Consider the following 24,577-nt stretch of genomic DNA (forward strand, 5'->3'; position numbering starts at 1 on the left):
CGCCCCGGCTCTGCGGGGAGAGGTCGCGACGAGTCTTCGAGTCGCGGGTGAGGGGGTGCCGCGAACGCGGGCCACCGACCGGGATCGCACCGTCAATGACACCCCACCGTCACTTCGCCTCAATCATGCCGCGGAGCACCTTGTAGTCGGTCTTGCCGGTGCCGAGCACGGGGATCGCCTCAAGCTTCTTGACGTCGTCGAGCCGCATCACGCCGCGGAACCCCTCGGCCTGGAGCACGGCGTTCGCGTCGGCCAGTGAGACGTCCTCGGTCGTGAATAGCACGATGCGGCGGCCGTGGTCGGTCTCCACCCCCTCGACGGCGACCCGCGGGCCGGCGTCGGTCGGCGGGTACTTCTTCGCGAACGGCTCCTCCAGCGCCGGCAGCGAGACCATCTCCCCGCCGGCCTTCAGAAACCGCTTCAGCCGCCCGTGGAACACGATCGCCCCGGCCTCGTCGAGCGCCGCCAGGTCGCCGGTGACGTACCACTTCTTCCCGCCGATCTCCGCGAACGGGTCCGGCGCGTCGGTCCCGAGGTAGCCCGGGAACACCGTCGGCCCGGCGACGTGCAGCATCCCCATCGTCCCCTGCGGCACCGGCTCCTTCGTCTCCAGGTCGGTGACCAGCACCTCAACGTTCGGCAGCGGCTCGCCAATGGTGCCGGGGCGGGCGCGGCCGGGGCGGTTCACAGACACGACCGGCGAGCACTCGGTGATGCCGTACCCCTCAAGCACCTCCGCCCGCGGGGCCAGTTCCTTCGTCTTCTCGAAGACGTACGGGGGGCACTTCTCGGCCCCGACGATGATGACCCGCAGCGATTCGAGGTCGCCGGGCTTGGCGCGCTCCAGGATGAACCCGAGGAACGTCGGCGTGCCGGCGAGGAGCGTCGGCTTGTACGCGGCGATTTTGCGGACCAGCGCGCCGGCGTCGGTCGGGTCCGGGTGGTGGACGATCCGCACGCCGACGAACAGCGGCAACAGCCCCGTCACCGTGAGGCCGAAGCTGTGGAACATCGGGAGGAACCCGATCGCGGAGTTGTCGCGGCCGATGTTCAGCGCGTCGATGCACCCGCGCTGGTCGGCGATAATATTGGCGTGCGTCAGCGGCACCGCTTTCGGGGCCTTCTCGCTCCCGGACGTGAACAGCACCACCGCCGGCGCATTCGGGTCGTGCGACAGGCCGCTCAGCAGGCTCTTGCGGACGAGCCCGCCGAACCACCGCACGCCGAGCAACCGCCGCAACTTCTCGAACGTGCCGACGCCGGCGCGCAGGTCTTCGAGGAACAGGAACTCGGCTCCCGGCACCTGCGGTTGAACGCGGTCCACGAACGCCTTCGACGTGACGACGTGCGTGAGCCCGGCGACCCGCACCGCGTGGGCGAGGTTCGCCGGGCCGGTCGTCCAGTTCAGCACCACCGGCACCTTCCCCGCGAGGTGCAGTCCGAGGAACGCGAGGTCGCACGCCACCGCCGCCGGCAGCATCAGCCCGACGTTCGCGGCCGGCAGCGCGCGGAACCGGGCGGCCATCACCGCGGCCCCGACGACCAGCTTCTCGTAGGTCACGCCGCCGGCGAGGTCGTCGGCGACGATCACCTGCTTCGGGCTCAGGAGCGCGCGGTTCAGGAACGCCTCGGCGACCGTCTCGCCGAGAATGCTCAGCCGCGGCTCGCCGGGCGACCGGTCGAACCAGCCCGGGGGGGCCGGGCGCGGCGGGGCCTTCTCCTGGAGCCCCTCGGCGAGCGCCCACAGTTCGCCAAGCGTCTTCGGCACCGCGTCGCTGCTGAACCCGAACCGCTGCTCGACGCTCAGGGTCACGTCCATCGCGTCGAGGCTGTCCAGGCCGAGCTGGCCGAGGGTCGTCTCGGCGCGGTTCTCGGCGTCGGCGAGCGGCCGCTTGGTCTTCGCCGCGACGAACTCGGCGACGGCCGCCTTCGTCTCGGGCTTCACCCTCGCGAGGTCGAACTCCTTGGGGGCCGGGGGCGGCGGGAACTCGTGGGTCCGCGGGCCGAAGAGGAAGTGGTGGGGCACGAACGTCGGCGTCTCGCGGGGCACGTCGGCGTTGTACCACGCTTCGAGCCACCTGTTCACGGCCTCCCGCGTCGGCTCCGGGCGCTGGTCGGGGGTGAACGCTTCGAGGGTCGTCGTCACGCGCCGCCGCGGGGCGAACAGGAACAGGTTGCTCGCCCACAGCGCCAGCCCGGTGAACAGCCCGTGCATCACGAACGGCTCGCGGTCGGCGAAGCTGAACCGGCTCCCCCACAGCCCGCGGGTGCGGACCAGCACGACCGTGACGCCCGGCACCGCGGCGAGCACGTCGGCGGCCGTGCGCGCCCCGCCGAGCCGCTCCGAGCCGTCCCGCGAGAGCTTCCCGCTCGGCCACAGGATCACGCTCTCGCCGCGCCGGAGCGTCGCCACGACTTCCGCGACGGCTGCCCCGGCCCGGTCCTTCTCGCGGGCGCTGGCCCGCGCGATCTCGGGCATGCGGATCGCCCGCATGATGAACCCGAACGGGGCCATGACCGGGTTGCTGAAGTTCGTTTCGAGGAGCAGCGGCCGCATCCGGAACGTGGACCACAGGCGGACGTAGAGGAGCAGCGCCTCCACGAGCGCCGGGTGGTTCGGCAGAATGAGGTACGGGCCGGGGCGCTTCAGCACCTCGTCCTTGCCCTTGAGGGTGAGCCAGTACCGCTGCGCGAGGAGGACGCGGAACAGCGCCCACATGGCCCACCGCACGGGCCACATCAAGGCGTTCACGAGCATGACCGTCTCCGAATTCGGATCGCGGAGTGCGGAATTCGGAATCCAGACGACAACGTGGTCCGCGCCCGCCGCCCCTGTTTTCTATTCCGCACTCCGCGTTCCGCACTCCGCATTCGACGTGTTCCGCACTCCGCATTCGACGTGTTCCGCACTCCACATTCGGCTCACCCCACCAGCACGGCCGCGAGGACGAGGCCGGCGACCGCGACGCCGAACCCCAGGAGCAGGCCGGGGGTGAGCCGGTAGGTGCGGGGCAGGTCGGCGGGCGGCAGGGTGCGGCAGAACTGGTGGTGCTGCCACGTCGCCGACAGCGACGCCACCGCGCCGAGGAGCGCGAGGGCGATGCCGATGCCGCCGGTCCACGGGTGCTCGTGGTGGGCGGCGTCCGGGCGGACGATGCGAACGAACAGGCCGAACCGGGCGACCACGAACCCCATGCCGACCAGCCCGAGCCCGGTGCGGACCCAGGCCAGAAGCGTGCGCTCGGCGGCGAAGAACACCCGCGGGTCGCCCTCGGGCATCACTTCTTCCCCGCCGGCTTCTTGACGGGCTTCTTCGCGGCCGCGGCCTTCGCCGCGGGCTTCTTGGCCGGTGCCGGTTTCGTCGCCTTCTTCGCCGCGGGGCGGGCGGGCTTCTTCGCGGCCGGCATCGGCTTCGCCGCGGTCTTCGCCTTCTTCGCGGCCGGCATCTTCTTCGCCGCCGACTTCTTTTTGGCCGGTGCCTTCTTCTTCACGGGCTTCGCGGGCGGCTCCGGCTCGGGTTCCGGCTCGGGGAGCGCGATCCCGTCGAGCGACGCCACGCGGCCCATGCCGTCGAACGTCGCCGTCAGCACGTCCTTGCCGCCGTCCGTGATCTTCAGCGTTCCGTCCTGCTCGGTCGCGGTGAGCCCGTAGTCGCGGGCGTAGGCGGTGAGTGCGGCCCGGTGGTCCGGCACGGGCATCCCGCGGGGCAGCAGCGGGAACATCGTGGCGACGCGGACGAGCGGGTGCTTCTCGGTGAACTTCAGCCGCTCGTCGCGGATCAGCACCAGCCCCTCGCCGCCCTCGTAGGGGGTGACGTAGTAGGCGTCGTACCCCAGCTCGCGGCTCAGGACCACGCCGAAGATGTGGACCGCCGACTCGGTGAGCACGTCGCCGAGCACCGGCCCCAGCGCGAACCCGGCGGCCCCGAGCCCGTGGATGTTGAGGTGGTGCCACGTCGCCCGGACCGCGTCGCCCAGGGCGCGGTTCGTGAGCGTCAGCTTGATGTGCTTGTTCGACCACGCCCAGAGCCACGAGTGGTTGTTGTGGGCGTGCGACCCGACGAGCGGGGCCTCGAACTTGAGCTTGCCGAACGACAGCGTCGCGGCCTCGTGGTCGTACTCCCACTCGTCGCCCCCGCCCCTCCGGTCGAGGAACGCGCCGAACCGCAGTTGCCGGTCGAACGCGGTGCCGACGTGGCGGTTGAACAGTGCAACAAGTTGGTCGTCCATCGCGGTCCCCGGGGAGGCGTGCGAGGCGTGCGGTCCGTCACCCGTGGCCCTGGACCGTCCCGGTCAGGTTGGTCATGCGGTTGAGGTCGTCGAACTCGGCCCGGAGCGCCTCGGTGCCGCTCCCGGCCGCCACCACGGCGGGGCCGTCGGTGGTCGGGGCGACGCCGTAGTACGCGAGGTACCCGAGCAGGGCGGCGCGGTGGTCGAGGATCGGGAACCCGGTGAGCACCTGCGGGAAGATCGCGGCGACGCGGGCGACCGGGTTCGGCTCCTCGGCCCGGAGCCGGTCGTCGCGGAGCAGGACGGTGTACCGGCCGCTCTGGTACGGCATCGTGTAGTACCCCTGGTACCCGAGCTCGCCGCTGGCGACCAGGCCGAACACGTGGGCCGCGATGGGGGCGAGCTCGTCGCCGAGCACCGGGCCGACCTCGAACGCCCCGGGGGCCGAGAGCGCCGCGACGCGGAGCCGCTCCCCGAGCCGCACGACGGCCCCCTGGAGGTCGCGGGCCGCGGCCGAGAACGTGGCCTGGGTGCCGTGCCAGCTCCACCGCCAGGTGTTGCCGGCGGCGGCGTGCGCGCCGAGGTCGTGGGCCTGGAACTTGACGGCCGGCCCGAACGACAGGGCGGCGGTGGACGCCTGGTAGTGCCACGCGGCCCCGCCGGCCTCGCGCTCGAGGAAGTCGCCGAGCCGCAACTGGCGGTCGTACGCGGCCGCGACGTGTCGGTGGTAGAGGGCGACCAGTTGCGCGTCCATCGGTGCGGCCCCGGTACTCGGGCGGGTGCGGTGTAGACACCGCGGCACCCCACCGAGGATAATACGGGAAGGAGGGGGGAACGGTCATGGCCGACGGGGGATCGGGCTGGCTCGGCGGACTCCGGTGGGCGTGGGCCAACCGGGCCGAGATTTTGGACGCGGTGGCACGGGTCCGGGACTGGTTCCGGTCCGCGCCCGGTCGCGACATTTTGATCATCGGCCCCGGCGGCGTGGGGAAGACCACGCTGGCGCGGCTACTGTCCGGGGAGTTCGATTGGCTCGTTGATGACCCGTGGCGGTACGGGGAGAGCTTCGGGGTCGAAGAGTACGCCCTCAAGGACGATCCGAACGTCCGGGTCGTCGTTCCACCGGGCCAGGCCGTCCGGAGGGACTCGACCTGGGGCGATGTCGAGCGGGCACTCGCCGCCGGGGCGTACCGCGGGGTGGTCCTGGTCACCGCCTACGGGTACCACACGCTCGCCGACCGCGGGTACAAGGAGCACGCACTGTTTTCGGCGACAAAAGACGAGTTCCTGTCCGCGTACCTGGCGGCGTGCCGGACGGACGAACTCGCGGTCGCCGTCCGCGTCGGGAACCTTGTAGCGACCTGCCCCTCCAAGATCTGGCTCGCGACCGTCGTCACGAAAGAAGACCTGTGGACCGGGGACGCGAAAGCCGCGAGAGCGTTCTACACCAGCGGCGGGTACGCGGACGCCGTGGCCGCGGCCGGGCGGGTCAAGGGCGCGTCTCAGTTCCGGCACGAGCTCACCGCCGCGTCCCTGGTGATCTGCAACTTCGCCACCGGGCGGGGCGAGGTGCTCCGCAAGAACACGGAAGGGTACGACCACAGACACCAGGTCGAGTCGGTCCGCCGGCTGTTTGAACTGTTGGACTCGCTCCGCGAGTGGGAGGAGACACGATGAACGCGACCGAAGTCGAGGCGGTGGACGGGTACAGTCACGAGGAAAAGGTCCGGGCCGCCGAGGCCCTGGCGCGGTCGGTGTGTGCGCTCCTCAAGGAGTACGCCGACAAGCTCGCGGCCCTCAACGCGGACCTGCTCGACGCGCTGTACAACCTGCACCACGAGGACACCGTCCGGCGGGCGGCGTGGCTGATCGATCGGGGCGAACTGCTCCGCAGGCCGCTGACCAAGGTCATGTCGAGCGGCACGTTTCTGGCCGAGCACTCCGCGCTCGACGCTACCGGCAAGGACGAAGTGAACCTGCGGATGCGGGAGATCGAGATCCACCTGCACCACGCCCTGCGGTTGACGAACGAGTTGCGCAAGGCGGTGGAACAGGAGCGGACCCTCGGCGAACAGGTCGCCAAGCTGCGGATGGCGGCCGGGTTGAGCGGCGCGCGTGGCGGCCCGCTCAACCCGGACTAGCGCTCGGGCGCGTCACACGTTGTACGTGCTGCTGGAGGTGGTGCCGCCGCGGCCGGTCCAGTTGGTGTGGAAGAACTGGCCCCGGGGCTTGTCGAGCCGCTCGTACGTGTGGGCCCCGAAGTAGTCCCGCTGGGCCTGGAGCAGGTTCGCCGGGAGCCGGCCCGAGCGGTACCCGTCGTAGTACGACAGCGCGCTGGCGATCGCCGGGAGCGGCACCCCGTTGAGGGCCGCCGTCGCCACGACCCGCCGCCACCCGGCCTGCGCCCGGCCCAGCTCGTTCGCGAAGAACGGGTCCACCACCAGGTTCACCAGGGCCGGGTCCTTGTCGAACGCCTCCTTGATCTTCCCCAGGAACGCGCTGCGGATGATGCACCCGCCCCGCCACATGAGCGCGATGCCCCCGTTGTTCAGCTCCCACTTGTGCGCCTTCGCGTGCGCCCGCATCAGGGCGTACCCCTGGGCGTACGAGATGATCTTGCTCGCGTAGAGCGCCATCTCCACGTCGTTGATGAACTGCTCGCGGTCCGTGAGCTTCGTGAGGGTCGGCCCGGCGAGCACCGCGCTGGCCGCGACCCGCTCGTCCTTCAGCGCCGACAGGCACCGGCTGAACACGGCCTCGGCGACCAGCGTCAGCGGGCTCCCGTTGTCGGTCGCCGCGTCCACGGTCCACTTGCCGGTGCCCTTCTGGCCGGCCGTGTCGAGGATCGAGTCGACCAGCGGCTTGCCGCTCTCGGGGTCCTTGTACCCGAAGATCTCGGCGGTGATCTCGATCAGGTAGCTGTCGAGGACGCCCTTGTTCCACCGGGTGAACACGCCCTGGAGCTCGTCCGGGGTGAGGCCGAGCAGGTCCTTGAGGAGCTGGTACGACTCGCAGATGAGCTGCATGTCGCCGTACTCGATCCCGTTGTGGACCATCTTGACGAAGTGGCCCGCGCCCTCGGGCCCGACCCAGTCGCAGCACGGCACCTCGCCGCCGGCGGGGTCCTTGGCCTTGGCCGCGATCGCCTGGAAGATGGGCTTGATCTCGGGCCACGCGGTCGCGTCGCCGCCGGGCATGATGCTCGGGCCCTTCAGCGCCCCCTCCTCGCCGCCGCTCACGCCCGAGCCGACGAACCGGATCCCCTTCTCGGCGAGCGCCTTCATCCGCCGGGTGGTGTCCGGGAAGTGGGTGTTGCCCCCGTCGATGACGATGTCGCCGGCCTCGAGGTACGGGACCACGCTGGCGATGGTGTCGTCCACGGCCTGCCCGGCCTTGACCAGGATCATCACCTTGCGGGGCTTCTTGATGCTGGCGACGAACTCCTGCGGGGTCTTGGCCCCGACGAACTTCTTGCCCTTGCCCCGTCCGTTGACGAACTCGTCCACCTTGGCGGCGGTCCGGTTGTACACGGCGACGGTGAACCCGTGCGACTCCATGTTGAGGACGAGGTTCTCGCCCATGACGGCGAGGCCTATGAGGCCGATGTCGGCGGTGGCGGTGGCCATGCGGGTGCCCTTGGGGTGGTTCTGTTCGCGGGTCGTCGGCATTCTAGTAACCCCGGGCGGGTAGACACGGCCCGAACGGACTGAGACAATCTTCTGACGGTCCCCCCCGAGGTGCGAATGGCCGACGAGCAGCCGGAACACGCCCCCGAGCCGGGGCCCACCGAGACCCGGCTGATCTCCGGCCCGAGCGGGCTCCCGTCGCTGTACCGGTCCACGGGCCGCGCCGCCGACACCGCCCCGGCCCGGCCCGCGGGGCCGCTCCCCGAGCGGGTCGGCCGGTTCGAGGTGCGGGCGTGCCTCGGGGCCGGCGCGTTCGGGTGGGTGTACCGCGCGTTCGACCCGACCCTGCGCCGCGAGGTCGCCATCAAGCTCCCGCGGGCCGAGCGGCTCCGCACCCCGGGCGACCGCGCCCGGTTCCTGACCGAGGCCCGCGCCGCCGCTACGATCCGGCACCCGCACGTCGTCCCGGTGTTCGAGATCGGCGAGGCCGACGGCACCCCGTTCATCGTGATGGGGTACGTCCCGGGCGAGACCCTCGCCGACATCCTCGCCGAGCGGGGCGGGCCGTTCCCCACGCACGAGGCGGCCCGGATCGTCGCGTCGCTGGCGCTCGCGGTGCAGGCGGCCCACGACCGCGGGGTCGTCCACCGCGACCTGAAGCCGGCGAACGTGCTGTTCGACCCGGACCACGGCGAGTACGTCGTCAGCGACTTCGGCCTGGCCCGGGTGACCGACCCCGACGACCCGAAGGAGTCGACCACCGGCGTGGCCGGCACGCCGTCGTACATGCCGCCCGAGCAGGCCCGGGGCGACTCGGCCGCCGTCGGCCCCCGGAGCGACGTGTACGCCCTCGGGGTCATGCTGTTCGAGCTGCTCACGGGGAAGCTGCCGTTCACCGGCGGGTCGGTCGCCGAGGTCATCGCGCGGGTGCTGACGGCACCGCCGCCGCCCGCCAGCACCCTCGCCCCGGGCGTCCCGCCGGGGCTCGACGCGGTGTGCCGGCAGGCGATGGCGAAGGCCCCGGACGACCGGTTCGCCTCGGCCCAGGACCTGGCCGCGGCGCTCGGCCCGTTCCTGTCGCCCGAGCTGACCGCCGCGCTGATGCAGACGGTCGACCTGGCCCCGCCGCCCGCCCCGCGCCCGGCCCCGAAGCCGCGGCGCAAGTGGGCGTGGGTCGCGGTCCTCGCGGTCGCGGTGCTCGGGGCCGCGACCGCACTGGGGTTCGCGCTGTGGCCCGGCCCGAAGCCGGTACCGGCGCCGCACCCGGCCGCACCACCGCGGACGCCCGACCCGTCGCCGCCCGCGAGGGCCGAGAGCGCCGACCGCCGCGCCGCGGAGTGGGTGCTCCGCAGCGGCGGCACGGTCAAGGTCCTCGACGCGCGGGGGACGCGGCTCACGCCGCAGTCGGCCGCCGAACTCCCGGCCGAGCTCCGTGTCACGCGCGTCACGCTGCCCTACAAAACTGACCTGACCGACGAGGCGGTCCGCGGCACGCTCCGCGGGCTCTCGGGGCTGGAGGACGCCCGGTTCGATTCGTGCAAGGGGCTGACCGACGCCGGGCTCGCCGAGTTGGCCCGGCTTCCGGCCCTCGCGCACCTGACAATCAAGTTCTGCCCGCGGGTCACGGACGCCGGGGCGGCTGCGTTCGCGCGGCACCCGGCGCTCCGCGAGTTCTACGCCTCCGGCTCGAAGCTGACTCCGACGGGGGTCGCCGCCGTCGCCACCGCCCCGCACCTCGAAGCGCTCAGCGTCCACGGGCACGCGATCACCGACGCGTGGCTGGCCGCCGCTGCCGGGGCCACGGGGCTGCACCAACTCTACTGCGGCTACTCGAACGACCGCCCCGGGGCCGGTGTCACCGCGGACGGGTTGAAGCACCTCGCCCCGCTCCGGCACCTGTACCTGCTCGACCTGGACTCGGCGGCGCTGGAGCCCGGCGCGTTGAAGGGGCTCCCCGATCTTCCCGCCCTCGACCAACTCTACGTGCGGAAGACAACGGTCGCGGACGCCGACCTGCCCGAGCTGATGCGGTTCCCGAAGCTCTTCGCCCTCGGCCTGCACCACACCGCCGTGACCGACGCGGGGATGGCAACGGTCGCCCAGATCCCGAACCTGAAGCAGCTCCACCTCGACGGCACGTCGGTGACCGACGCCGGGCTGAAGACCCTCCGGGCGTGCAAGAAGCTGGAGCACCTGTCGGTCGCCGGGACGAAGGTGTCGCCGGCCGCGGTCGCGGCGTTCTGCACGGCGCTCCCGCGGTGCGAGGTGAACACCGTCCCGCACGGCGACTGACCCAGGCCGGTGCGGTATAATGCGGCCGTCCCGGACACGGGGGAGCGGTGCGAAGGTGGCTGGTTCACATCGGCGCGCCCCCTCACCCGCGACTCGCAGAGCCTCGTCGCGACCTCTCCCCCGAGACCGGGGGCGAGGTGGGGCGCTCGGTCCCACGACACGCTCCCACGACCACGGAGCTACAGAGCGGCACGGGTGCCCCACCTCGCCCCGGCTCTGCGGGGAGAGGTCGCCGCGAGTCTTCGAGCGGCGGGTGAGGGGCGGCCACCTGAACCGTGGCCCAATCACGCGACCCGTTCCGCCAGCATCCACCCGCGGTGGTTCTCCGTACAACGACAGCAACTTCACGGTGCCCGGCCGTCGGCGTGACGGCGGGCCGCTGCACGTTGCCCGGAGAACCCTCCCGTGTCCCTGTCCATCCGCACCGACGCCTGCGCGTTCGACTTCCTCTCCCTCGGGGCGCTGATCCACCGCCTCGACCCCGGCCCGGTCCCGTTCCGCAAGGCCCGCAGCTTCGACGTCCACGTCTCGGGCGGCGAGTACAACGTGGCCGCGAACCTGTCGGACTGCTTCGGGCTGAAGACCGCCGTGGCGACCGCGATGGTCAACTACCCGATCGGCGAGTTGATCCAGGGCCGGGTCCGCGAGATGGGCGTGACCCCGTTCTACAAGCACTTCGAGCACGACGGGGTCCGGGGGCCGAACATCGCCACCGTGTACAGCGACCGCGGGCACGGGGTCCGCGCCCCGATCGTGTTCTACAACCGCTCGAACGAGGCCGGCGCGATGCTCAAGCCCGGCGACTTCGACTGGAAGGCGATCTTCGCCCAGGGGGTGAAGTGGTTCCACTCGGGCGGCATCTTCGCGGCGCTCTCGGGCACCACGGCCGAACTCATCATCGAGGGGATGCAGGCGGCGAAGGCGGCCGGCGCGGTCGTGTCGTTCGACCTGAACTTCCGGGCCAAGCTGTGGAAGGCGGCCGGCGGCGACAAGAAGGCCGTCGAGGTGATGCGAAAGATCGTCGCCAACGTGGACTGCCTCGTGGGCAACGAGGAGGACATGCAGAAGGGGCTCGGGATCAAGGGGCCGGAGGTCACGAAGAAGACCGACTCGAAGCTCGACTCCGAGGTGTTCTTCGGCATGATCGAGAACACCGTGAAGGAGTTCCCGAACGTGAAGATGGTGGCGACCACGCTCCGCGAGGTCCACTCGACGAACCGGCACGACTGGGCCGCGGTGCTGTGGAAGGACGGGCAGCGGTACACGAGCCCGACGTGCCAGCTCGACGTGATCGACCGGATCGGCGGCGGCGACGGGTTCGCGTCGGGGTGCGTGTACGGCCTGCTCACCGGCCGCGACCCGCAGCAGGCGCTGAACCTGGGCTGGGCCCACGGCGCGCTGCTCACGACGTACCACGGCGACACGACGATGGCGACCCTCGGCGAGGTCGAGGCGTTCGCGGCCGGCGGCGGCGCGCGGGTGCAGCGCTGACGCGAGTGGGGAGTGGGGAGTGGGGAGTGGGCAGTGGGGAGTGGGCAGTGGGCAGTGGGCAGTGGGCAGTGGGCAGTGGGCAGTGGTTTGTCAGCCGCGGAGCGGCGGCCGACGGTAGCCAGGGGTGGAGCGAGTCCTCGAGAGCAACCCCTGGTCCCAGGCACACGCAGATCGCAGCCCCGGAGGGGCGACAGAACCCCGGGACGATCCGCACCGCGCCGGGGACCAGGGGTTTGCCCGCACGCGGGCCGCACCCCTGGCTACCGTCGGTCGCCGCATCTGCGGCTACAAACCGCCCACCGCCCACCGCCCACCACTACTACTTCAGCCCGAGCAGCTCGATCTCGAACACGAGCGTGCTGTTCGCCGGGATGCCGGGCTGGCTTTTCGCGCCGTAGGCCAGATCGGCCGGGATCACCAGCTTGCGGATGCCGCCCACCTTCATCCCCGGCACCCCCTGCTGCCACCCCTTGATGAGGTCCGCGAGCGACATGTCGAGCGGGTCGCGGCCCTGCTTCCAGCTCGAATCGAACACCGACCCGTCGCTCAGTAGCCAGCCCGTGTAGTCCATCACGACGCCCGCACCCGCCGGCGCCTCGGGGCCGTCGCCGACCTTCACGTCGCGGTACATGAGCCCGCCCGCGCCGAGCGGCTTGAGCCCGGGGTCCGGGGCGATCGGCGAGGTGCCGTCGGACGCCTTGCTCAGGTCGGTCGGGGCCGGGGCGCGGCGCGGCCGCGGGCCGGGGGTCGCCTCGATCAGCTCGACCTCGAAGATGAGCGTGCTACCGGCCGGGATCTTCCCGGTCGCCCGGTCGCCGTACCCCTTCTCGGGCGAGATCACGAGCTTGCGGACGCCGCCCGGCTTCATCCCGGGGATGCCCTCGCCCCACCCCTTCACCACGCCGTTGAGCGGGAACTCGACCGGGCTCTTCTTGTCCTTGCTCGTGTCGAACACGGTGCCGTCGGTCAGCCACCCGGTGTAGTGGACCTTCACCTTGGCCCCGGGCACGACGGCGTCGCCCGCGCCCTCCTTCACGTCGCGGTACTTCACCCCGGGCGTCGCCTCCTTTAGCCCCGAGTCGTCGACCGAGCCGTTCGAGCCGTCGGACATGTCCCGCCCGCTGCCGCTGCTCATGCTCGTGACGACCGCGACCAGCACGATGACGACGCCGATGGCGACCGCGGGGATGAGCACCTTCTTGATCTGCGCCGGGTCGGGCTCGCCCGGGGGCGGGGTGTTCGGCTTCGACTGCGCCATGTCCTGGCTCCGCAACGGGAAGAGTGAAACGTGCGGGGTGTTATACGAGCCCGCCGCAGGGTACGATCATCACCACCTTATCCCGAGCCGGGTAGAAATCGTTCGCCTCACGCGGGCCGCCACGGAGGGCGGCCCCTACAAACCGAAGACGAAGGCTCTTGTAGGGGCCGCCCTCCGTGGCGGCCCGCCAACCGCCCGGCACGGATCTCGACGGGATCTCTACTCAGCTACCCACTCCTACGAGGACTCCCCATGCGAGTGTTCGCTCTCGCCGCACTGATTGCCCTATCGCCCGGGTTCGCACGCGCAGCGGACGGCGACGCCGAGAAGGCGCTGAAGCTCGTCGAGGAGGCCGGGGCCGCGTACAAGGCCGAGAACGCGGGCGACGCGGTGGCGCTCGCGAAGAAGGCGATCGCGCTCGACGCGAAGAACCCGGCGGCGTTCTTCGTTCTCGGCTCGGCGCACCTGAAGTTGCGGCAGAACGGCGACGCGGCCAAGGCGTTCACCCAGGTGATTGCGCTCGACCCGAAGGCGGTCGCGGCCTACGACCGCCGCGGCGACGCGGAGCTGAAGTCGGGCAAGTTCAAGGAGGCCGTCGCGGACTTCGACAAGTACCTGGAGGCGAACCCGGAGTTCGCCCCCAAGCACTGGCGCCGCGGCATCGCGCTGTACTACGCGGGCCGGTACAAGGACGGCGTCGCGCAGTTCGACCTGCACCGCAAGGTGAACCCCGAGGACGTCGAGAACTCCGCGTGGCACTACCTGTGCAACGCCCGCGCGAACACGCCGAAGAAGGCCCGCGAGGACCTCATCCCGGTCAGCGAGGACAGCCGGGTGCCGATGAAGCAGGTGCTGGAACTGTACGCCGGGAAGATCAAGCCGCAGGACGTGATCGACGCGGCCGAGAAGGCCAAGCTCGGCGGCGAGGCTCTGAAGGAGGCCCGGTTCTACGCGAACCTGTACGTCGCGCTGTACTACGAGGCCGAGGGCGACGAGAAGAAGGCACTGGAGCACATGACCGCGGCCGTCGAGAAGTACAAGATCGGGCACTACATGTGGGACGTGGCCGACGCGCACCTGCGGGTGTCGAAGGAGAAGAAGTGACCTCGCACCGTGGAGCTGGGATCGTGCTGGGTCAACACGCAGCGTATCTTCCCCTCACCCGCCGCGAAGCGACAAAGAGGAGCAGGAGGCCCCACCTCTCCCCCGGTCCGGGGGGAGAGGTCGCGACGAGGCTCTGCGAGTCGCGGGTGAGGGGGCGTGCGTGAGCCCTGCTCCGGACGGGCCAACGCGGCCGGTGACGGGTTCGCGTGGCACCCCCTCACCCGCCGCGAAGCGCGGCGACCTCTCCCCCCAGACGGGGGGCGAGGTGGGGCTCGCCGGGCTTCTTCCTGGCTCACCTGTCCGCCTCCCTGTCGAGAGGCACAAGTGCCCCACCTCGCCCCGTTCCCACGGGGAGAGGTCGCCGCTCGGCTTTGCGAGCGGCGGGTGAGGGGCACCACCTCAACCCCGCCGCCAACGCTCACTGCACCTCGACGGAGCGGGCCATCCCAACCTCACGCCGTCGTCGGCGCGGCCTCGATCACCCGCATCGACTTCCACTTCCCGCTGCGGAACCGGAACCAGAAGCACACGCTCATCCCGATGATGTGCGCCGCGGCGAACACCCAGCACCAGTACACGCTGCCGCCGAGCCACACGGTCACCGCCGTCGGGATGACCATGAGCGGCCACGCGAGCGCGAACGTCAGGAGCGTGACGAACTTCGTGTCGCCGGCCCCGCGGAGCGCGAACGCGAACGACAGGTTCACCGCGTCGGCCACCGAGTACACGGCGACGAAGATCAGGAGCGTCGGCACCACGGCCGCGATCGCCGCGAACGTCTCCGGGTCCCGGTCCCCCTCGAACACCGACACCAGCAGCGTCGGCACGCCCAGGTACACCGCCGCGACGACGCACATGTACCCGACCATCCACCGCAGGCCGTTGTAGGTGGTCTGCTCCGCCAGCTCGGGCCGGTTCTCGCCGAGCCGCTGGCCCACGAGGATGCAGATCGCCTGCCCGAGCCCCATCATCGGCAGGAACGCGATCATGTTCAGCCGCACGGTGAGCGTGGTCGCGCCGAGGGCCGCGTCGCCGAGCCTTCCGACGAGTTGGATGAACACGTTGAACACGAGCACGTCGAGGAACACCTGCGCGCCGGCCGGCCCGCCGTACTTCATGAGCCGGCCGAACAGCTCGCGCTCGGGCTTCCACCCGCTCGCGGTGCCGAACTCGGCCCGGTAGCGGCCCCGCAGCATGAGCCCGACCGCGAGCAGCGCCGAGGCCCACGACCCGACGACCGTCGCCCAGCCCGCACCCTCGATCCCCATCTCGGGGAACCCGTAGCGGCCGAAGATGAGCACGCACGCGAGCGCGACGTTCACCGCGGTGCCGAACGCCTCGATGCCGAGGACCGTCCAGGTGTGCCCGCGGCCCGAGAAGAACCCGTTCACGGCCGACATCACGAGCATCGGCAGCGCCGCGAACGCGAGGCACCGGAGGTAGACCGCTTCGAGCGGCTGGATGCCGGCGGGGTGGTCGCCCAGCGAGATGAGCCACGGGGCGAGCGGCGCGACGGCCATGAACAGCACGCCGGCGACGACCGCGAAGTGGATGCCCTGCCACACCGCCGGCCCGACGCGCCCCGGCCGCCCCGCGCCGGTGTACTGCGCGACGAACGTCGAGGTGTACCCGGCGGTGACCTGGAGGACGCCGAAGAACAGCCAGTACCACATGACGGCCGGGAACGACGCGGCCATTTCGAGCGGGTCGTGCCACGACAGGAGCACGGTGTCCACGAACACCTGCACCGTCATGAAGCTCTGGCTGACGACGAGCGGCAGCGCGAGCTTGAGGAGTTCCTTGGAGCCCCCCGGGGCGGCGGTGGGCAGTGGGACGTCGGGAACGGTCGGGACCGGCTCGGACTCGGGCGTCGTCAGGAGCACGGGAGAGGTCGCGTTCGGGTCGGCCATCGGGTTGTCGCCCTTCCTGGTCTTCAAATCAGGGGACAGAGCCCCAGACGGCAGCGGCCACAAGGGGAACACGCGGCGCGTTCGACTTCTGCCGTCTGTCCTCTGGGGCTCTGTCCCCTGGTCCACACTGCCCGCCCGTCACTTCGCGGGCAGCAGCCAGATGTTCCGGTACTGGACCGGGTGCCCGTGGTCCTGGAGCAGGATCGGGCCGGGGGTCGCGGGGTCGCCGCCGAGGCCGGCGGTCGTGTTGTCCACGGGGATCTCGACGTTCTCGTGGACCTTCACCCCGTTATGATGCACCGTCATGCGGGCGGGTTCGGTCTTTTTCCCGTTCTCGAACTTCGGGGCGGTGAAGTCGATGTCGTAGCTCTGCCAGACCGTGGGGGCCTTGCACTCGTTCGTCTTCGGGGCGGCGACGTTGTAGATCGCGGCGCAGTCGTTCTTTCCGCTCTTGAGCCCGTAGCTGTCGAGCACCTGCACCTCGTACCGGCCCTGCAGGTACACGCCACTATTACCACGGCCCTGGCCGGCCCCGCCAGGTTCGTAGGGGACGCGGAACTCGACGTGCAGCTTGAACGCGCCGCCGAACTTGTCCTTCGTGATGATGTCGCCGTGGCCCTTCGCGCCCTCCAGAGCGCCGTCCTTGATGGCCAGCTTCACCTCGCTCTTCCCGTCCCGCTTCACCCACTTCGAGAAGTCCTTCCCGTCGAACAGTACGACCGCCCCCTCGGGCGGCTTGGTGCCCTCGGCGTCCTTGGTGTCCTCGGGCCTCGCGATCTTGAGCTTGTCGTCGAGCTTCCACGGGTCGGTGTCGGCGGCAGCGACGAGCGCGACCGAGCACGCGAGGGCGGCAGCAACGGAGAGGCAACGCATGTGTGGGCTCCGGGTCCGGGAATGGGCAGGGGGCCGCCCGGGAAGGCGGCCGGGGTGTGGTGCGGGGGAATTGTATGGAGGACGGGCGGAAGCGAGCGGGGGGCGTGAGCCCCCCGAGTGAAGCGCGAACGAAGAACTCGGGGGGCTCACGCCCCCCGCCCGCCGGGCGTCACGGCTTGACGGCCTCGCCGACCTTCTCGAACGTGGTCGTGGAGCTCTCGCCGACCAGGAACACCCGCGGGAGGATTTGCGCGCCCAGGGTCACCCGCACGGTCAGCTTCTCGCCGCCCGCGACCGTCACCCGCAGCGCGGGGACCGGCTTGTCCGCGGTCCCCATGAACTTCGCGAACGTCCCCCCGCCCATCGGGTCGGTGAGCGCGACGAGCTTGTGCAGCTTGCTCATGTTCGCGGTCACGTCGAGCGCCGGCGCGGCCGCCGGCTTCGCCTCCAGCGCCGCCTTCGCCGCCTCGACCGCGCCGGGGCCGAACGCCACGATCACCGCGTCCTTCCCGACCGCGACCGCGCCGGCCGGCTTGTCGCCGAACACCTTCGCGAGGCCCTCGCCGCCCCCGTCGGGGAGGAGCCGGTGCAGCGGCACCTTGTGAACGCTCCCGCCGACGGCCTTTGCCGCGTCGAGTTCGATCTCCTTGCCGAGGTCCGCGTCCTTCGCCAGCTCGCGGAGGGCCTTGTCGAGGGCCGCGGGGTCGTCGAACGCGAGCGCCGCGACCACGGTGAACTTGCCGTCGGCGTTCGGCCCGTTGAGCACCACCGCGCAGTCGCCGCTCCCGGCCTTGAACGCGCGGGCGACGCCCTTCACCCCCTCCGCGACCACCGGCCGCAGCTTCTCGGGCAGCGGCGCGTCCTTCACGGCCTCTGCGAACCCGTCGTACTGCGCGCCGGCGATGTCGCGGAGCTCCTTGGCGAACAGCGGGGCCTTGAACAGCACCGCGGCGGCCGCGTCCTTGGTCACGAGTGCGGCGAACCGGTTCGTGGTCGGCGCGACCGCGGCGAGATCCTTGGCGAGCGCGGTGCCGGGCTTCGGGACGACGACCAGTTCCAGTGCGCCCTCGCCGCCCGCGGGGTCGAACCCGAGCGACACGCGGACCTCCTCGGCCTCCTTCATCGCGGTCCCGGCGTACCGGCGGACCAGCTTCGGCCCCTCCTCGAGCAGCGCCAGCACCCCCTTCGTGTCGGCCCCCGGCGCGCCGCCGAGGAACATCTTGAACGTGCCGGCGGCCTGGTCGATCCCGTCGAGCCCGGCGGCCACGAGCTTCGGCGGCAGGCGGCCGGGGTACACGCGGACCGAGACCAGCGCCGTGTCGGCGTTGTCGAGCAGGTCGCCGATCGCGACGAGCTCCTTGGGGTCGGTCGGGTCGCCGTCGTTGAGCGTCAGGTACGCCCACCCGCCCGGCACGAACTGGAGGTGCGACCCCTTCGGGAACAGCTCGTCGTTGGGCAGGTCGAGTTCGTACACGCCCTTCTTGCCGTCCACCGCGTCGGCCTTGATGTGGACCCGCTCGAGGAACGCGACGAAGTCCTTCTCCGCGGTGACCGGGAGTACCACCACGAGCCCGCAGTCCTCGGGCTTGTCCCTCAGGACCGCGTAGGCCGCGGCCGGGCGGTTGATGTCGAGCCCGTCGAACCCCTTCTCGCCGAGACTCTCTTTCAAGCCCTTCTCGAAGTCCTTGGCCATCGCCTCGCCCTGGGCGGCACCGCCGACCTGTCGGAGTGCCTCCCGGACGTCGGCCAGGACGCGGGACATTGGCTGGGTCTGGATCACGACGGCCGGCTTGGGCGGCTCGGCCGTCGCCGCGCCACCGAGGGCGAGCACGGCCGCCAGGGCGTGAAGGAAGCGGGAGCGCATTGCGGACCTCCTGTTGGGGTGGACTACTTCGGGAGGGGGGGCGGGAACGGAGCGTCCGTGTCCCGGTTGGCGCGGCGGATGTCGCGGTCGAGCACCGCCCGTGGGATCAGCCGCAGGTTCACGGCCGCGGTCGCCTTCAGTTCCTTGCCGCCGTCGAGCGTGAGGGCGAACGCCCGGAGCGTCGTGTCGTCGCGGCCCAGGATCCCGGCGAGTTCGTTCGCCTCGCGGCCCCGCGTGGCGGCCGCCTCCATCGCCTTCACGACCCGGGCCGCGTTCCCCACGGCCGACGCCACCGGCGCGGCGACCGGCTTCAGCGCCAGCACGTCTTTCAGCACCGGCACCGGGTCCGGGCCGGCGACCGCCACGACCCCGTGCGGGGCGAACGCGAACGCCACGGTCGCCTTCTCCCCGCCGAACACGTTGGCCATTGTGCGGAGCTCGTTGTGGCTCATCCGGAGCGTGTGGATCGAGACCTTGCCGGCCCTGTCGGCGTCCCACTTCACCAGTTCCTTGACGTCGGCGGCCGCGATCTTATCGAAGAACGCACTGGCCTCCTTCTCCAGCGCGGCGGTGTCGTCGAGCGCCACCGCGGCGACGGCGGTGAACGCGCCGGCCTTGTCCGGGCCGCGGAGCGCCGCGGCCACGTCCAACTCGTCGCCCTTGGTGGTGCGGACCAGTGCCTTGAGCAGCTCGTCCCACGTGGGCCTCCCGAGCGGGTCGCCGCGGGCGACCTCCTTCCGGGCCTCCCCCAAGATGCCGACGACTTCCCCGCGCATCTCCGACGTGTACAGCGGCAACCGGCCCTGGAACGCGGCGGCCGTGTCCGGGTGGTCGAGCAGCGCCGCGAAGCGGTGCGGGGCCGGCCGGAACGCGGCGACGTCCTTTGCCAGTTGCGTGCCGGCCTTCGGGGTCAGCGTCGCGTCGAACACCAGCTCGCCGGTCTGCGGGTCGAGCGACGCGACCCGGGCGGTGAACGTCTCTGCCCCGCCGGTGAGGAGGAACCGGAACATCGTCTTCTCGAACCCGGTCGCCAGCGACGCGCCCACCGCGCGGGTGCCGGGGATCCAGAACATGCGGCCGCCGTCCCGGAACACGTCGCCGACGAGCCGCGCCCCGACCCAGCTCGCGACCGCGGCGGCGTACGGGTCGCGGTCGAAGTGGACCCGGCCGGTGACCAGCGCCCGGTCGGCCGGGTCGTACAGCCTCGCGACCGGCACCAGCGCTGCGGCCGCGGCGTGCGGCTCGGGCTTCTTGCCGTACACGACGTACGCGTACCGCTCGGAGAACCGCAGCAGCGCCTTGTTCCCCCGCACGGCCGGCGGCAGGTGGTACAGCCCCTGGTCCTTCTCGTCGGCCCGCGCCTTGACCGCATTGAGCCGGTCGCACAGCGCGAGAAACTCCTTCTCGCCGACGACCGGCAGGACGGCGACGAGCGTGAAGTCCTCCACCGCCGCGCCCCCGTAGGCGTACCCGAGGACCGGCCGGGTCAGGTCGATCCCCTCGACCCCCTTTGCGCCGAACAGCTCCTTGAGCCCCCTGGTGACCGCCTTCACACCCGCCTCGCCGCCGACGTGGTCGCCTGCGGTGCGGAGCGCGTCGAACAACTGGCCCGGCGGCGCGGTCTGGAACGTGAGCGGCGGCAGCGGCGGGTCGGCGGCGAGGCCCGCGGCGGGCGCGAGCAGCGCCAGCACGAGGGCGAGGGGTCCGGGGCGCATGGCGGGCTTCCTCCGAACGGAGCGGGACGTGGCCCCCCCAAGGATACGGGGGCGGCCGGGCGGTTGCAAACACCCCGCGGGCGGGTACAACGCCCCTGGCGAACGCGCCCGCCAGGGGGACTCCGATGCACGACCGCGCCGTGGACTTCTTCAAGGGCCTGCAGGACCGCATCTGTAATACGCTCGAAGCCGCGGATGCTTCCGGGAAATTTCGGCAGGACGTGTGGGAGCGGCCCGGGGGCGGCGGCGGGCGGTCGCGGGTGATCGCCGAGGGCGGCGTGATCGAGAAGGGCGGGGTGAACTTCTCCGAGGTCCACGGCGAGTTCAGCCCCGAGTTCGCCAAGCAAATGCCCGGGGACGGGCTCGCGTTCACCGCCGCGGGCGTGTCGCTGGTGATCCACCCGCGGAGCCCGCTCGTCCCGACCGTCCACGCGAACTTCCGGTTCCTCACGCACGGCTCGAAGGCGTGGTTCGGCGGCGGCGCGGACCTCACGCCGTACTACCCGTTCAAGGACGACGTGGTCCACTTCCACAAAGTCTGGAAGCGCGTGTGCGACGCGCACGCTCCGGTCGCGGACCACGCCAAGATGAAGCGGGACTGCGACGACTACTTCCACCTGAAGCACCGCGGCGAGGCCCGCGGCGTGGGCGGCATCTTCTTCGACTACGCCGACGCATCGGAGGCGACGTTCGGCTTCGTGCGCGAGGCCGCCGAGGCGTTCGTCGAGTCGTACGTCCCGATCGTGGACCGCCGCAAGGCGCTCCCGTGGACCCCGGAGCAGCGGTTCTTCCAGGAGGTGCGGCGGGGCCGGTACGTCGAGTTCAACCTCGTGTACGACCGCGGCACGATCTTCGGTCTGAAGACCGACGGCCGCACCGAGAGCATCCTGATGAGCCTCCCGCCGGTGGTCCGCTACCTGTACGACTACCGCCCGCCGGCCGGCACCCCCGAGGCCGAACTCACCGACTACTGGCTGAAGCCGAAGGACTGGGCGGGCATGTGAGGTGCGGGGCGCTCGCGGGGCAACCGGAGTACCCTGGGCGCGCACGTCACGACTCACCCCGGTATTTGGTTCGTGTCTGGTCCGAGCCCGAGCGCCGAGCGAGGGTTCACGCTCACCCCTCGCTCGGCGCTCGGGCTCGGACCAGACCGCTCGCGGCGGGTGTTGGGCGGCCACGCCTTCCGCCAACCTCCGGTCGTTCACACCGGCTGGCCGCACTGGTTGCAGAACTTGGCGTGCTCGTCGTTGAGTGCGGCGCACCCGCGGCAGCGCACCTTCACCACCGGCGGCGGGGCGGGGGTGTCGGTCTGCTTCGCGAGGCCCGTCTCGTCGAGTGCGTCGGCGAGCATCCCGCCGGCCGAGCGGCTCCACGGTTCGAGGTCCTTCCGGGCCTTCTGCGGGTCGAGCACCACGCCCGAGCCGGCCAGCCCCGCAACGCCGAGTGCCCGCATCCCCTGGCCGATCGCCATGAGCACCATGCCCCCGAGGGCACGGGCCATCTCGCCGCGGGCGCGCTCCTCGAAGTGGTCGAAGTTGCCGAAGTTCATGCACCCGGTCACGAACACCGAGAAGAATAACAGCACCCCGACCGCCGTGAGTACCATCCCGGCGTAGTAGAGGATCTCGCGGTCCGGCGAAATGTTGCGCTGCGGTTGGTTCGACACGGCACACCTCCCGGGGGTCGAACTCATCCTACCACGGGATTCGTCGCCCGAGCCGCGAGCTTGGTTCGCGCTGGCCCGGACGCGGCCGCGGTCGGACAATACCCCAACCCCACCACGGAGCGCCTCGCATGTCCACGCCGCGGAAAGTCGCCCTCGTCACCGGTAGCGCCACGGGCGTCGGCCGGGCGTGCGCCGTTCGGTTCGCCAGACTCGGGTTCGCCGTTGCGGTCAACTACTCGCGGTCCGAGGCCGAGGCACTGGAGACCGTGCGGCTCGTCGAGGAGTGCGGCGTCCCCGTGCTGCTGTGCAAGGCCAACGTCGGGTCCGACACCGAGGTGCGGCAGATGGTCGGGGCCACCGAGGCCGCGTTCGACCGGCTCGACGTGCTCGTGAACAACGCCGGCACCACCCACTTCGTCGCCCACACCGACCTCGACGCCCTCACCGAAGACGTGTGGGACGACATCTTCCAGGTGAACGTGAAGGGGGCGTTCTACTGCGTGCGGGCCGCGCTGCCGCTGCTCAGGGCCGCGAAGGGGAACGTGGTGAACGTCACGAGCGTGGCCGGGCTCACGGGGCAGGGGAGCTCGATCCCGTACGCCGCGAGCAAGGCGGCGCTCAACTGCGTGACGCAATCGCTGGCGAAGGCGTTCGGGCCGGACGTGCGGGTGAACGCGGTCGCCCCAGGGCCGATCAACACCCGCTGGCTCGCCGGAAGGGAGGCGCACATCGCCAAGTTCCTGGAGCAGGCCCCGCTGGGCCGCGCCGCCGACCCGGACGACATCGCCGACGCGGTCGTCTACCTCGCGACCGGGACGACCCTCACCACGGGCCAGGTGCTCGTTGTCGACGGCGGCCGGACGATGTGAGCACGTTCGCGCGGACCAGTTGTTCTTGGGTGGGGCAGGCATTCCTGCCTGCCTCGTGATGCGTCCGGAGGCAGGCAGGAATGCCTGCCCCACCAGAGAGTAACGAATCCTGGTGATTCGGATGGTTCCGGACTTCCAAGCGGGTGTGCGCCGGTGGCCCGCGCACCCAGATTCCTCACAACACCCAGCCCACACAGTACTTACCAAATTCCATACCGATCCAATAATCTTTCTTCCGGTCAAGTGTGGTTGATTCCGGACTTCAGGATGGTTCCGGAGGAGGGGTGTGCCCCCCGACCGGAATCATTCGCGCGTGTCACTTCTTCGGCGGCACGGCCGGGATCAGGTTCTCGTCGCCGCCGATGACGCCGCGGTTGCCGTTGTCGGTCAGCACGGTGCCGGCCCGGTAGCGGCCGCCCTCGCCGGGTTCGCTGCCGGGCGGGGTGTCGCGCCACTTGCCGTGGTTCCGAGCCCACTCGGCCCCGGCCTCGAACAGCACCGTCATCTCGGCCGGCTTGAACGACGTGCTCTCGGTCGGGGACTGGAGCTCCTTCGGGATCACCGACACGTTGTAGTTCATGCCGGTCACGATGCTCAGCAGGAACAGCTTGTGCAGGTCGCTGCGGGTCTGGTCGAAGAGGACCGTCGAGACGGCGTTGCCGGCGATGGCCAGGCTCCGCGACTTGACCGGCGTGGGGTCCGGGTACATCTTCCCGGCGACGAGGACGTACAGGTCCGACCCGTGGAGCCACGACAGCGGCAGCGCGGCCCGCTCCCCGGGCGGCACCCAGGGCGGGGCGAAGAACATGGACGACGACACCCCGCCGTCGATGTGCCGCTCGACGTACCGGCGGCCGTCCACGGTCACCTCGATGGGGACCGGCGGGAAGAACCCCGGGATCGCGGCCGACGCGAGCAGCACCTTGCGGAACAGCGCCCGCGACTGCGGCGTGCCCTCCGACGCGATCGCGCCCATGTCCCAGAAGATGCCGCGCCGCACGTCGAGGTCGGTGGTGCCGACGTACAGCCGGCGGCCCGCCTGGTGCGCCGCGGCGATCTCGGCGATCCGCTCGTCGGTGGCGTACCTCGCGATGAGCCGCACGAGGGGGGCGTTGTCGGCGAGCGACTCGGATAGGAGCGACCGCGGGAACCGGTGCTTCTTGAACACGTCGTCGTCGGTGATCGTGGTGTACGCCTCCCGCAACTGGCAGTCGACGCTGGGCCCGATGAACGCGAACACGGCGACGAGCGCGCCGGTGCTGATCCCGGTGACCACGTCGAACGTGGGCCGGGTGCCGGCCTGGGTCCACCCGTAGAGGACCCCCGCGGGGTGCGCGCCGTACACGCCGCCGCCGGAGATCACGAGGATGTCCTTGTGCGGCGACGGCTCCGCGGGCTTGCGGGCGGTCCGGGCCTGGGTCCCGAACGCCACCAGCTCGCCGCGGGGCAGCACGCTGCGGACCGCGGTCTGCTCGGCCCGGTCGGTCCACCCGATGGCCCGCTTCAGCTCCTCGTCCGGCCGGCCCTCGCCGGGCCCCTTGCGGAACCGGGCGAACGGCCCGCGGCGGCCCTCGCCGTCGCCGCCCCCGGCGCAGCCGAGCGCCGCGGCCCCCAGGGCCAGGACCAGCCCGAACGCGAGCTTCGATGTGCGGCGCGTCGCGCGCATGCGTACCCCCCTCG

Annotated in this window: 19 protein-coding genes; 7 read left to right on the forward strand and 12 right to left on the reverse strand. The window is 71.2% G+C overall.

Annotated features, from left to right (window positions below):
- Positions 1-109: 109 nt before the first annotated feature.
- The 4 genes from ACTIGN_RS25820 to ACTIGN_RS25835 all read right to left on the reverse strand — a co-directional run bounded on the left by ACTIGN_RS25820 (position 110) and on the right by ACTIGN_RS25835 (position 4,983).
- Positions 110-2,758 carry an AMP-binding protein gene (locus tag ACTIGN_RS25820; protein ID WP_439629283.1) on the reverse strand — a complete coding sequence of 883 codons (2,649 nt, stop codon included), beginning with the start codon at positions 2,756-2,758 and terminating at the stop codon, positions 110-112.
- 164 nt (positions 2,759-2,922) lie between these two features.
- Positions 2,923-3,279: a YidH family protein gene (locus ACTIGN_RS25825; protein WP_439629285.1), complete on the reverse strand. Its 357-nt coding sequence runs from the start codon at positions 3,277-3,279 to the stop codon at positions 2,923-2,925.
- Complete coding sequence (locus ACTIGN_RS25830) at positions 3,279-4,229, reverse strand: DUF6882 domain-containing protein (RefSeq protein ID WP_439629287.1); 951 nt, start codon at positions 4,227-4,229, stop codon at positions 3,279-3,281. Before ACTIGN_RS25830 ends, ACTIGN_RS25825 begins: the two co-directional genes overlap by 1 nt.
- 37 nt (positions 4,230-4,266) lie before the next feature.
- A complete protein-coding gene (locus ACTIGN_RS25835) occupies positions 4,267-4,983 on the reverse strand; it encodes a DUF6882 domain-containing protein (protein ID WP_439629289.1) in 717 nt (238 codons plus the stop codon).
- A gap of 86 nt (positions 4,984-5,069) precedes the next feature.
- Here ACTIGN_RS25835 and ACTIGN_RS25840 point away from each other — a divergent pair, with 86 nt between their 5' ends.
- Complete coding sequence (locus tag ACTIGN_RS25840) at positions 5,070-5,906, forward strand: hypothetical protein (RefSeq protein WP_439629291.1); 837 nt, start codon at positions 5,070-5,072, stop codon at positions 5,904-5,906.
- A complete protein-coding gene (locus tag ACTIGN_RS25845; RefSeq protein ID WP_439629293.1) occupies positions 5,903-6,370 on the forward strand; it encodes a hypothetical protein in 468 nt (155 codons plus the stop codon). The genes ACTIGN_RS25840 and ACTIGN_RS25845 overlap by 4 nt, the downstream gene beginning before the upstream one ends.
- 12 nt (positions 6,371-6,382) lie before the next feature.
- Here ACTIGN_RS25845 and gnd read toward each other — a convergent pair whose 3' ends face one another.
- Entirely contained in the window at positions 6,383-7,855 is a 1,473-nt protein-coding gene (gene gnd, locus ACTIGN_RS25850) for a decarboxylating NADP(+)-dependent phosphogluconate dehydrogenase (RefSeq protein ID WP_439629357.1), read from the reverse strand.
- A 117-nt stretch (positions 7,856-7,972) separates the two neighbouring features.
- On the opposite strand from gnd, the gene ACTIGN_RS25855 reads away from it, so the two are divergent.
- Complete coding sequence (locus ACTIGN_RS25855) at positions 7,973-10,147, forward strand: protein kinase domain-containing protein (RefSeq protein WP_439629295.1); 2,175 nt, start codon at positions 7,973-7,975, stop codon at positions 10,145-10,147.
- Between the two features lie 405 nt (positions 10,148-10,552).
- The gene (locus ACTIGN_RS25860; protein ID WP_439629297.1) at positions 10,553-11,638 is read left to right on the forward strand and encodes a sugar kinase; all 1,086 of its coding nucleotides are present in this window, start codon (positions 10,553-10,555) and stop codon (positions 11,636-11,638) included.
- Between the two features lie 319 nt (positions 11,639-11,957).
- On the opposite strand, the gene ACTIGN_RS25865 is transcribed toward ACTIGN_RS25860, so the two are convergent.
- Complete coding sequence (locus ACTIGN_RS25865; protein WP_439629299.1) at positions 11,958-12,896, reverse strand: FKBP-type peptidyl-prolyl cis-trans isomerase; 939 nt, start codon at positions 12,894-12,896, stop codon at positions 11,958-11,960.
- A gap of 252 nt (positions 12,897-13,148) precedes the next feature.
- Here ACTIGN_RS25865 and ACTIGN_RS25870 point away from each other — a divergent pair, with 252 nt between their 5' ends.
- Positions 13,149-14,000, forward strand: coding sequence for a tetratricopeptide repeat protein (locus ACTIGN_RS25870; RefSeq protein WP_439629301.1), 852 nt, complete (start codon positions 13,149-13,151; stop codon positions 13,998-14,000).
- A 452-nt stretch (positions 14,001-14,452) separates the two neighbouring features.
- On the opposite strand, the gene ACTIGN_RS25875 is transcribed toward ACTIGN_RS25870, so the two are convergent.
- The 4 genes from ACTIGN_RS25875 to ACTIGN_RS25890 all read right to left on the reverse strand — a co-directional run bounded on the left by ACTIGN_RS25875 (position 14,453) and on the right by ACTIGN_RS25890 (position 20,362).
- On the reverse strand, positions 14,453-15,910 hold the full coding sequence (locus ACTIGN_RS25875) for an MATE family efflux transporter (RefSeq protein WP_439629303.1): 1,458 nt from the start codon (positions 15,908-15,910) through the stop codon (positions 14,453-14,455).
- 138 nt (positions 15,911-16,048) lie between these two features.
- Positions 16,049-16,783 carry a 3-keto-disaccharide hydrolase gene (locus ACTIGN_RS25880; RefSeq protein WP_439629305.1) on the reverse strand — a complete coding sequence of 245 codons (735 nt, stop codon included), beginning with the start codon at positions 16,781-16,783 and terminating at the stop codon, positions 16,049-16,051.
- A gap of 169 nt (positions 16,784-16,952) precedes the next feature.
- Positions 16,953-18,647, reverse strand: coding sequence for a hypothetical protein (locus tag ACTIGN_RS25885; protein WP_439629307.1), 1,695 nt, complete (start codon positions 18,645-18,647; stop codon positions 16,953-16,955).
- A 23-nt stretch (positions 18,648-18,670) separates the two neighbouring features.
- A complete protein-coding gene (locus ACTIGN_RS25890) occupies positions 18,671-20,362 on the reverse strand; it encodes a hypothetical protein (protein ID WP_439629309.1) in 1,692 nt (563 codons plus the stop codon).
- A 125-nt stretch (positions 20,363-20,487) separates the two neighbouring features.
- Here ACTIGN_RS25890 and hemF point away from each other — a divergent pair, with 125 nt between their 5' ends.
- On the forward strand, positions 20,488-21,366 hold the full coding sequence (gene hemF, locus ACTIGN_RS25895) for an oxygen-dependent coproporphyrinogen oxidase (protein WP_439629311.1): 879 nt from the start codon (positions 20,488-20,490) through the stop codon (positions 21,364-21,366).
- Positions 21,367-21,563: 197 nt separating this feature from the next.
- Here the strand turns inward: hemF and ACTIGN_RS25900 are convergent, their stop codons facing one another.
- Positions 21,564-22,028, reverse strand: a complete 465-nt coding sequence (locus ACTIGN_RS25900) for a hypothetical protein (RefSeq protein ID WP_439629313.1) — start codon at positions 22,026-22,028, stop codon at positions 21,564-21,566.
- A gap of 128 nt (positions 22,029-22,156) precedes the next feature.
- Between ACTIGN_RS25900 and ACTIGN_RS25905 the strand changes: the two genes are divergently transcribed.
- Positions 22,157-22,897, forward strand: coding sequence for an SDR family NAD(P)-dependent oxidoreductase (locus tag ACTIGN_RS25905; protein WP_439629315.1), 741 nt, complete (start codon positions 22,157-22,159; stop codon positions 22,895-22,897).
- A gap of 316 nt (positions 22,898-23,213) precedes the next feature.
- On the opposite strand, the gene ACTIGN_RS25910 is transcribed toward ACTIGN_RS25905, so the two are convergent.
- Positions 23,214-24,563, reverse strand: coding sequence for a patatin-like phospholipase family protein (locus ACTIGN_RS25910; protein ID WP_439629317.1), 1,350 nt, complete (start codon positions 24,561-24,563; stop codon positions 23,214-23,216).
- Between the last annotated feature and the right edge of the window lie 14 nt (positions 24,564-24,577).

This window comes from Gemmata sp., assembly GCF_051859125.1.
Taxonomy (GTDB): Bacteria; Planctomycetota; Planctomycetia; order Gemmatales; family Gemmataceae; genus Gemmata.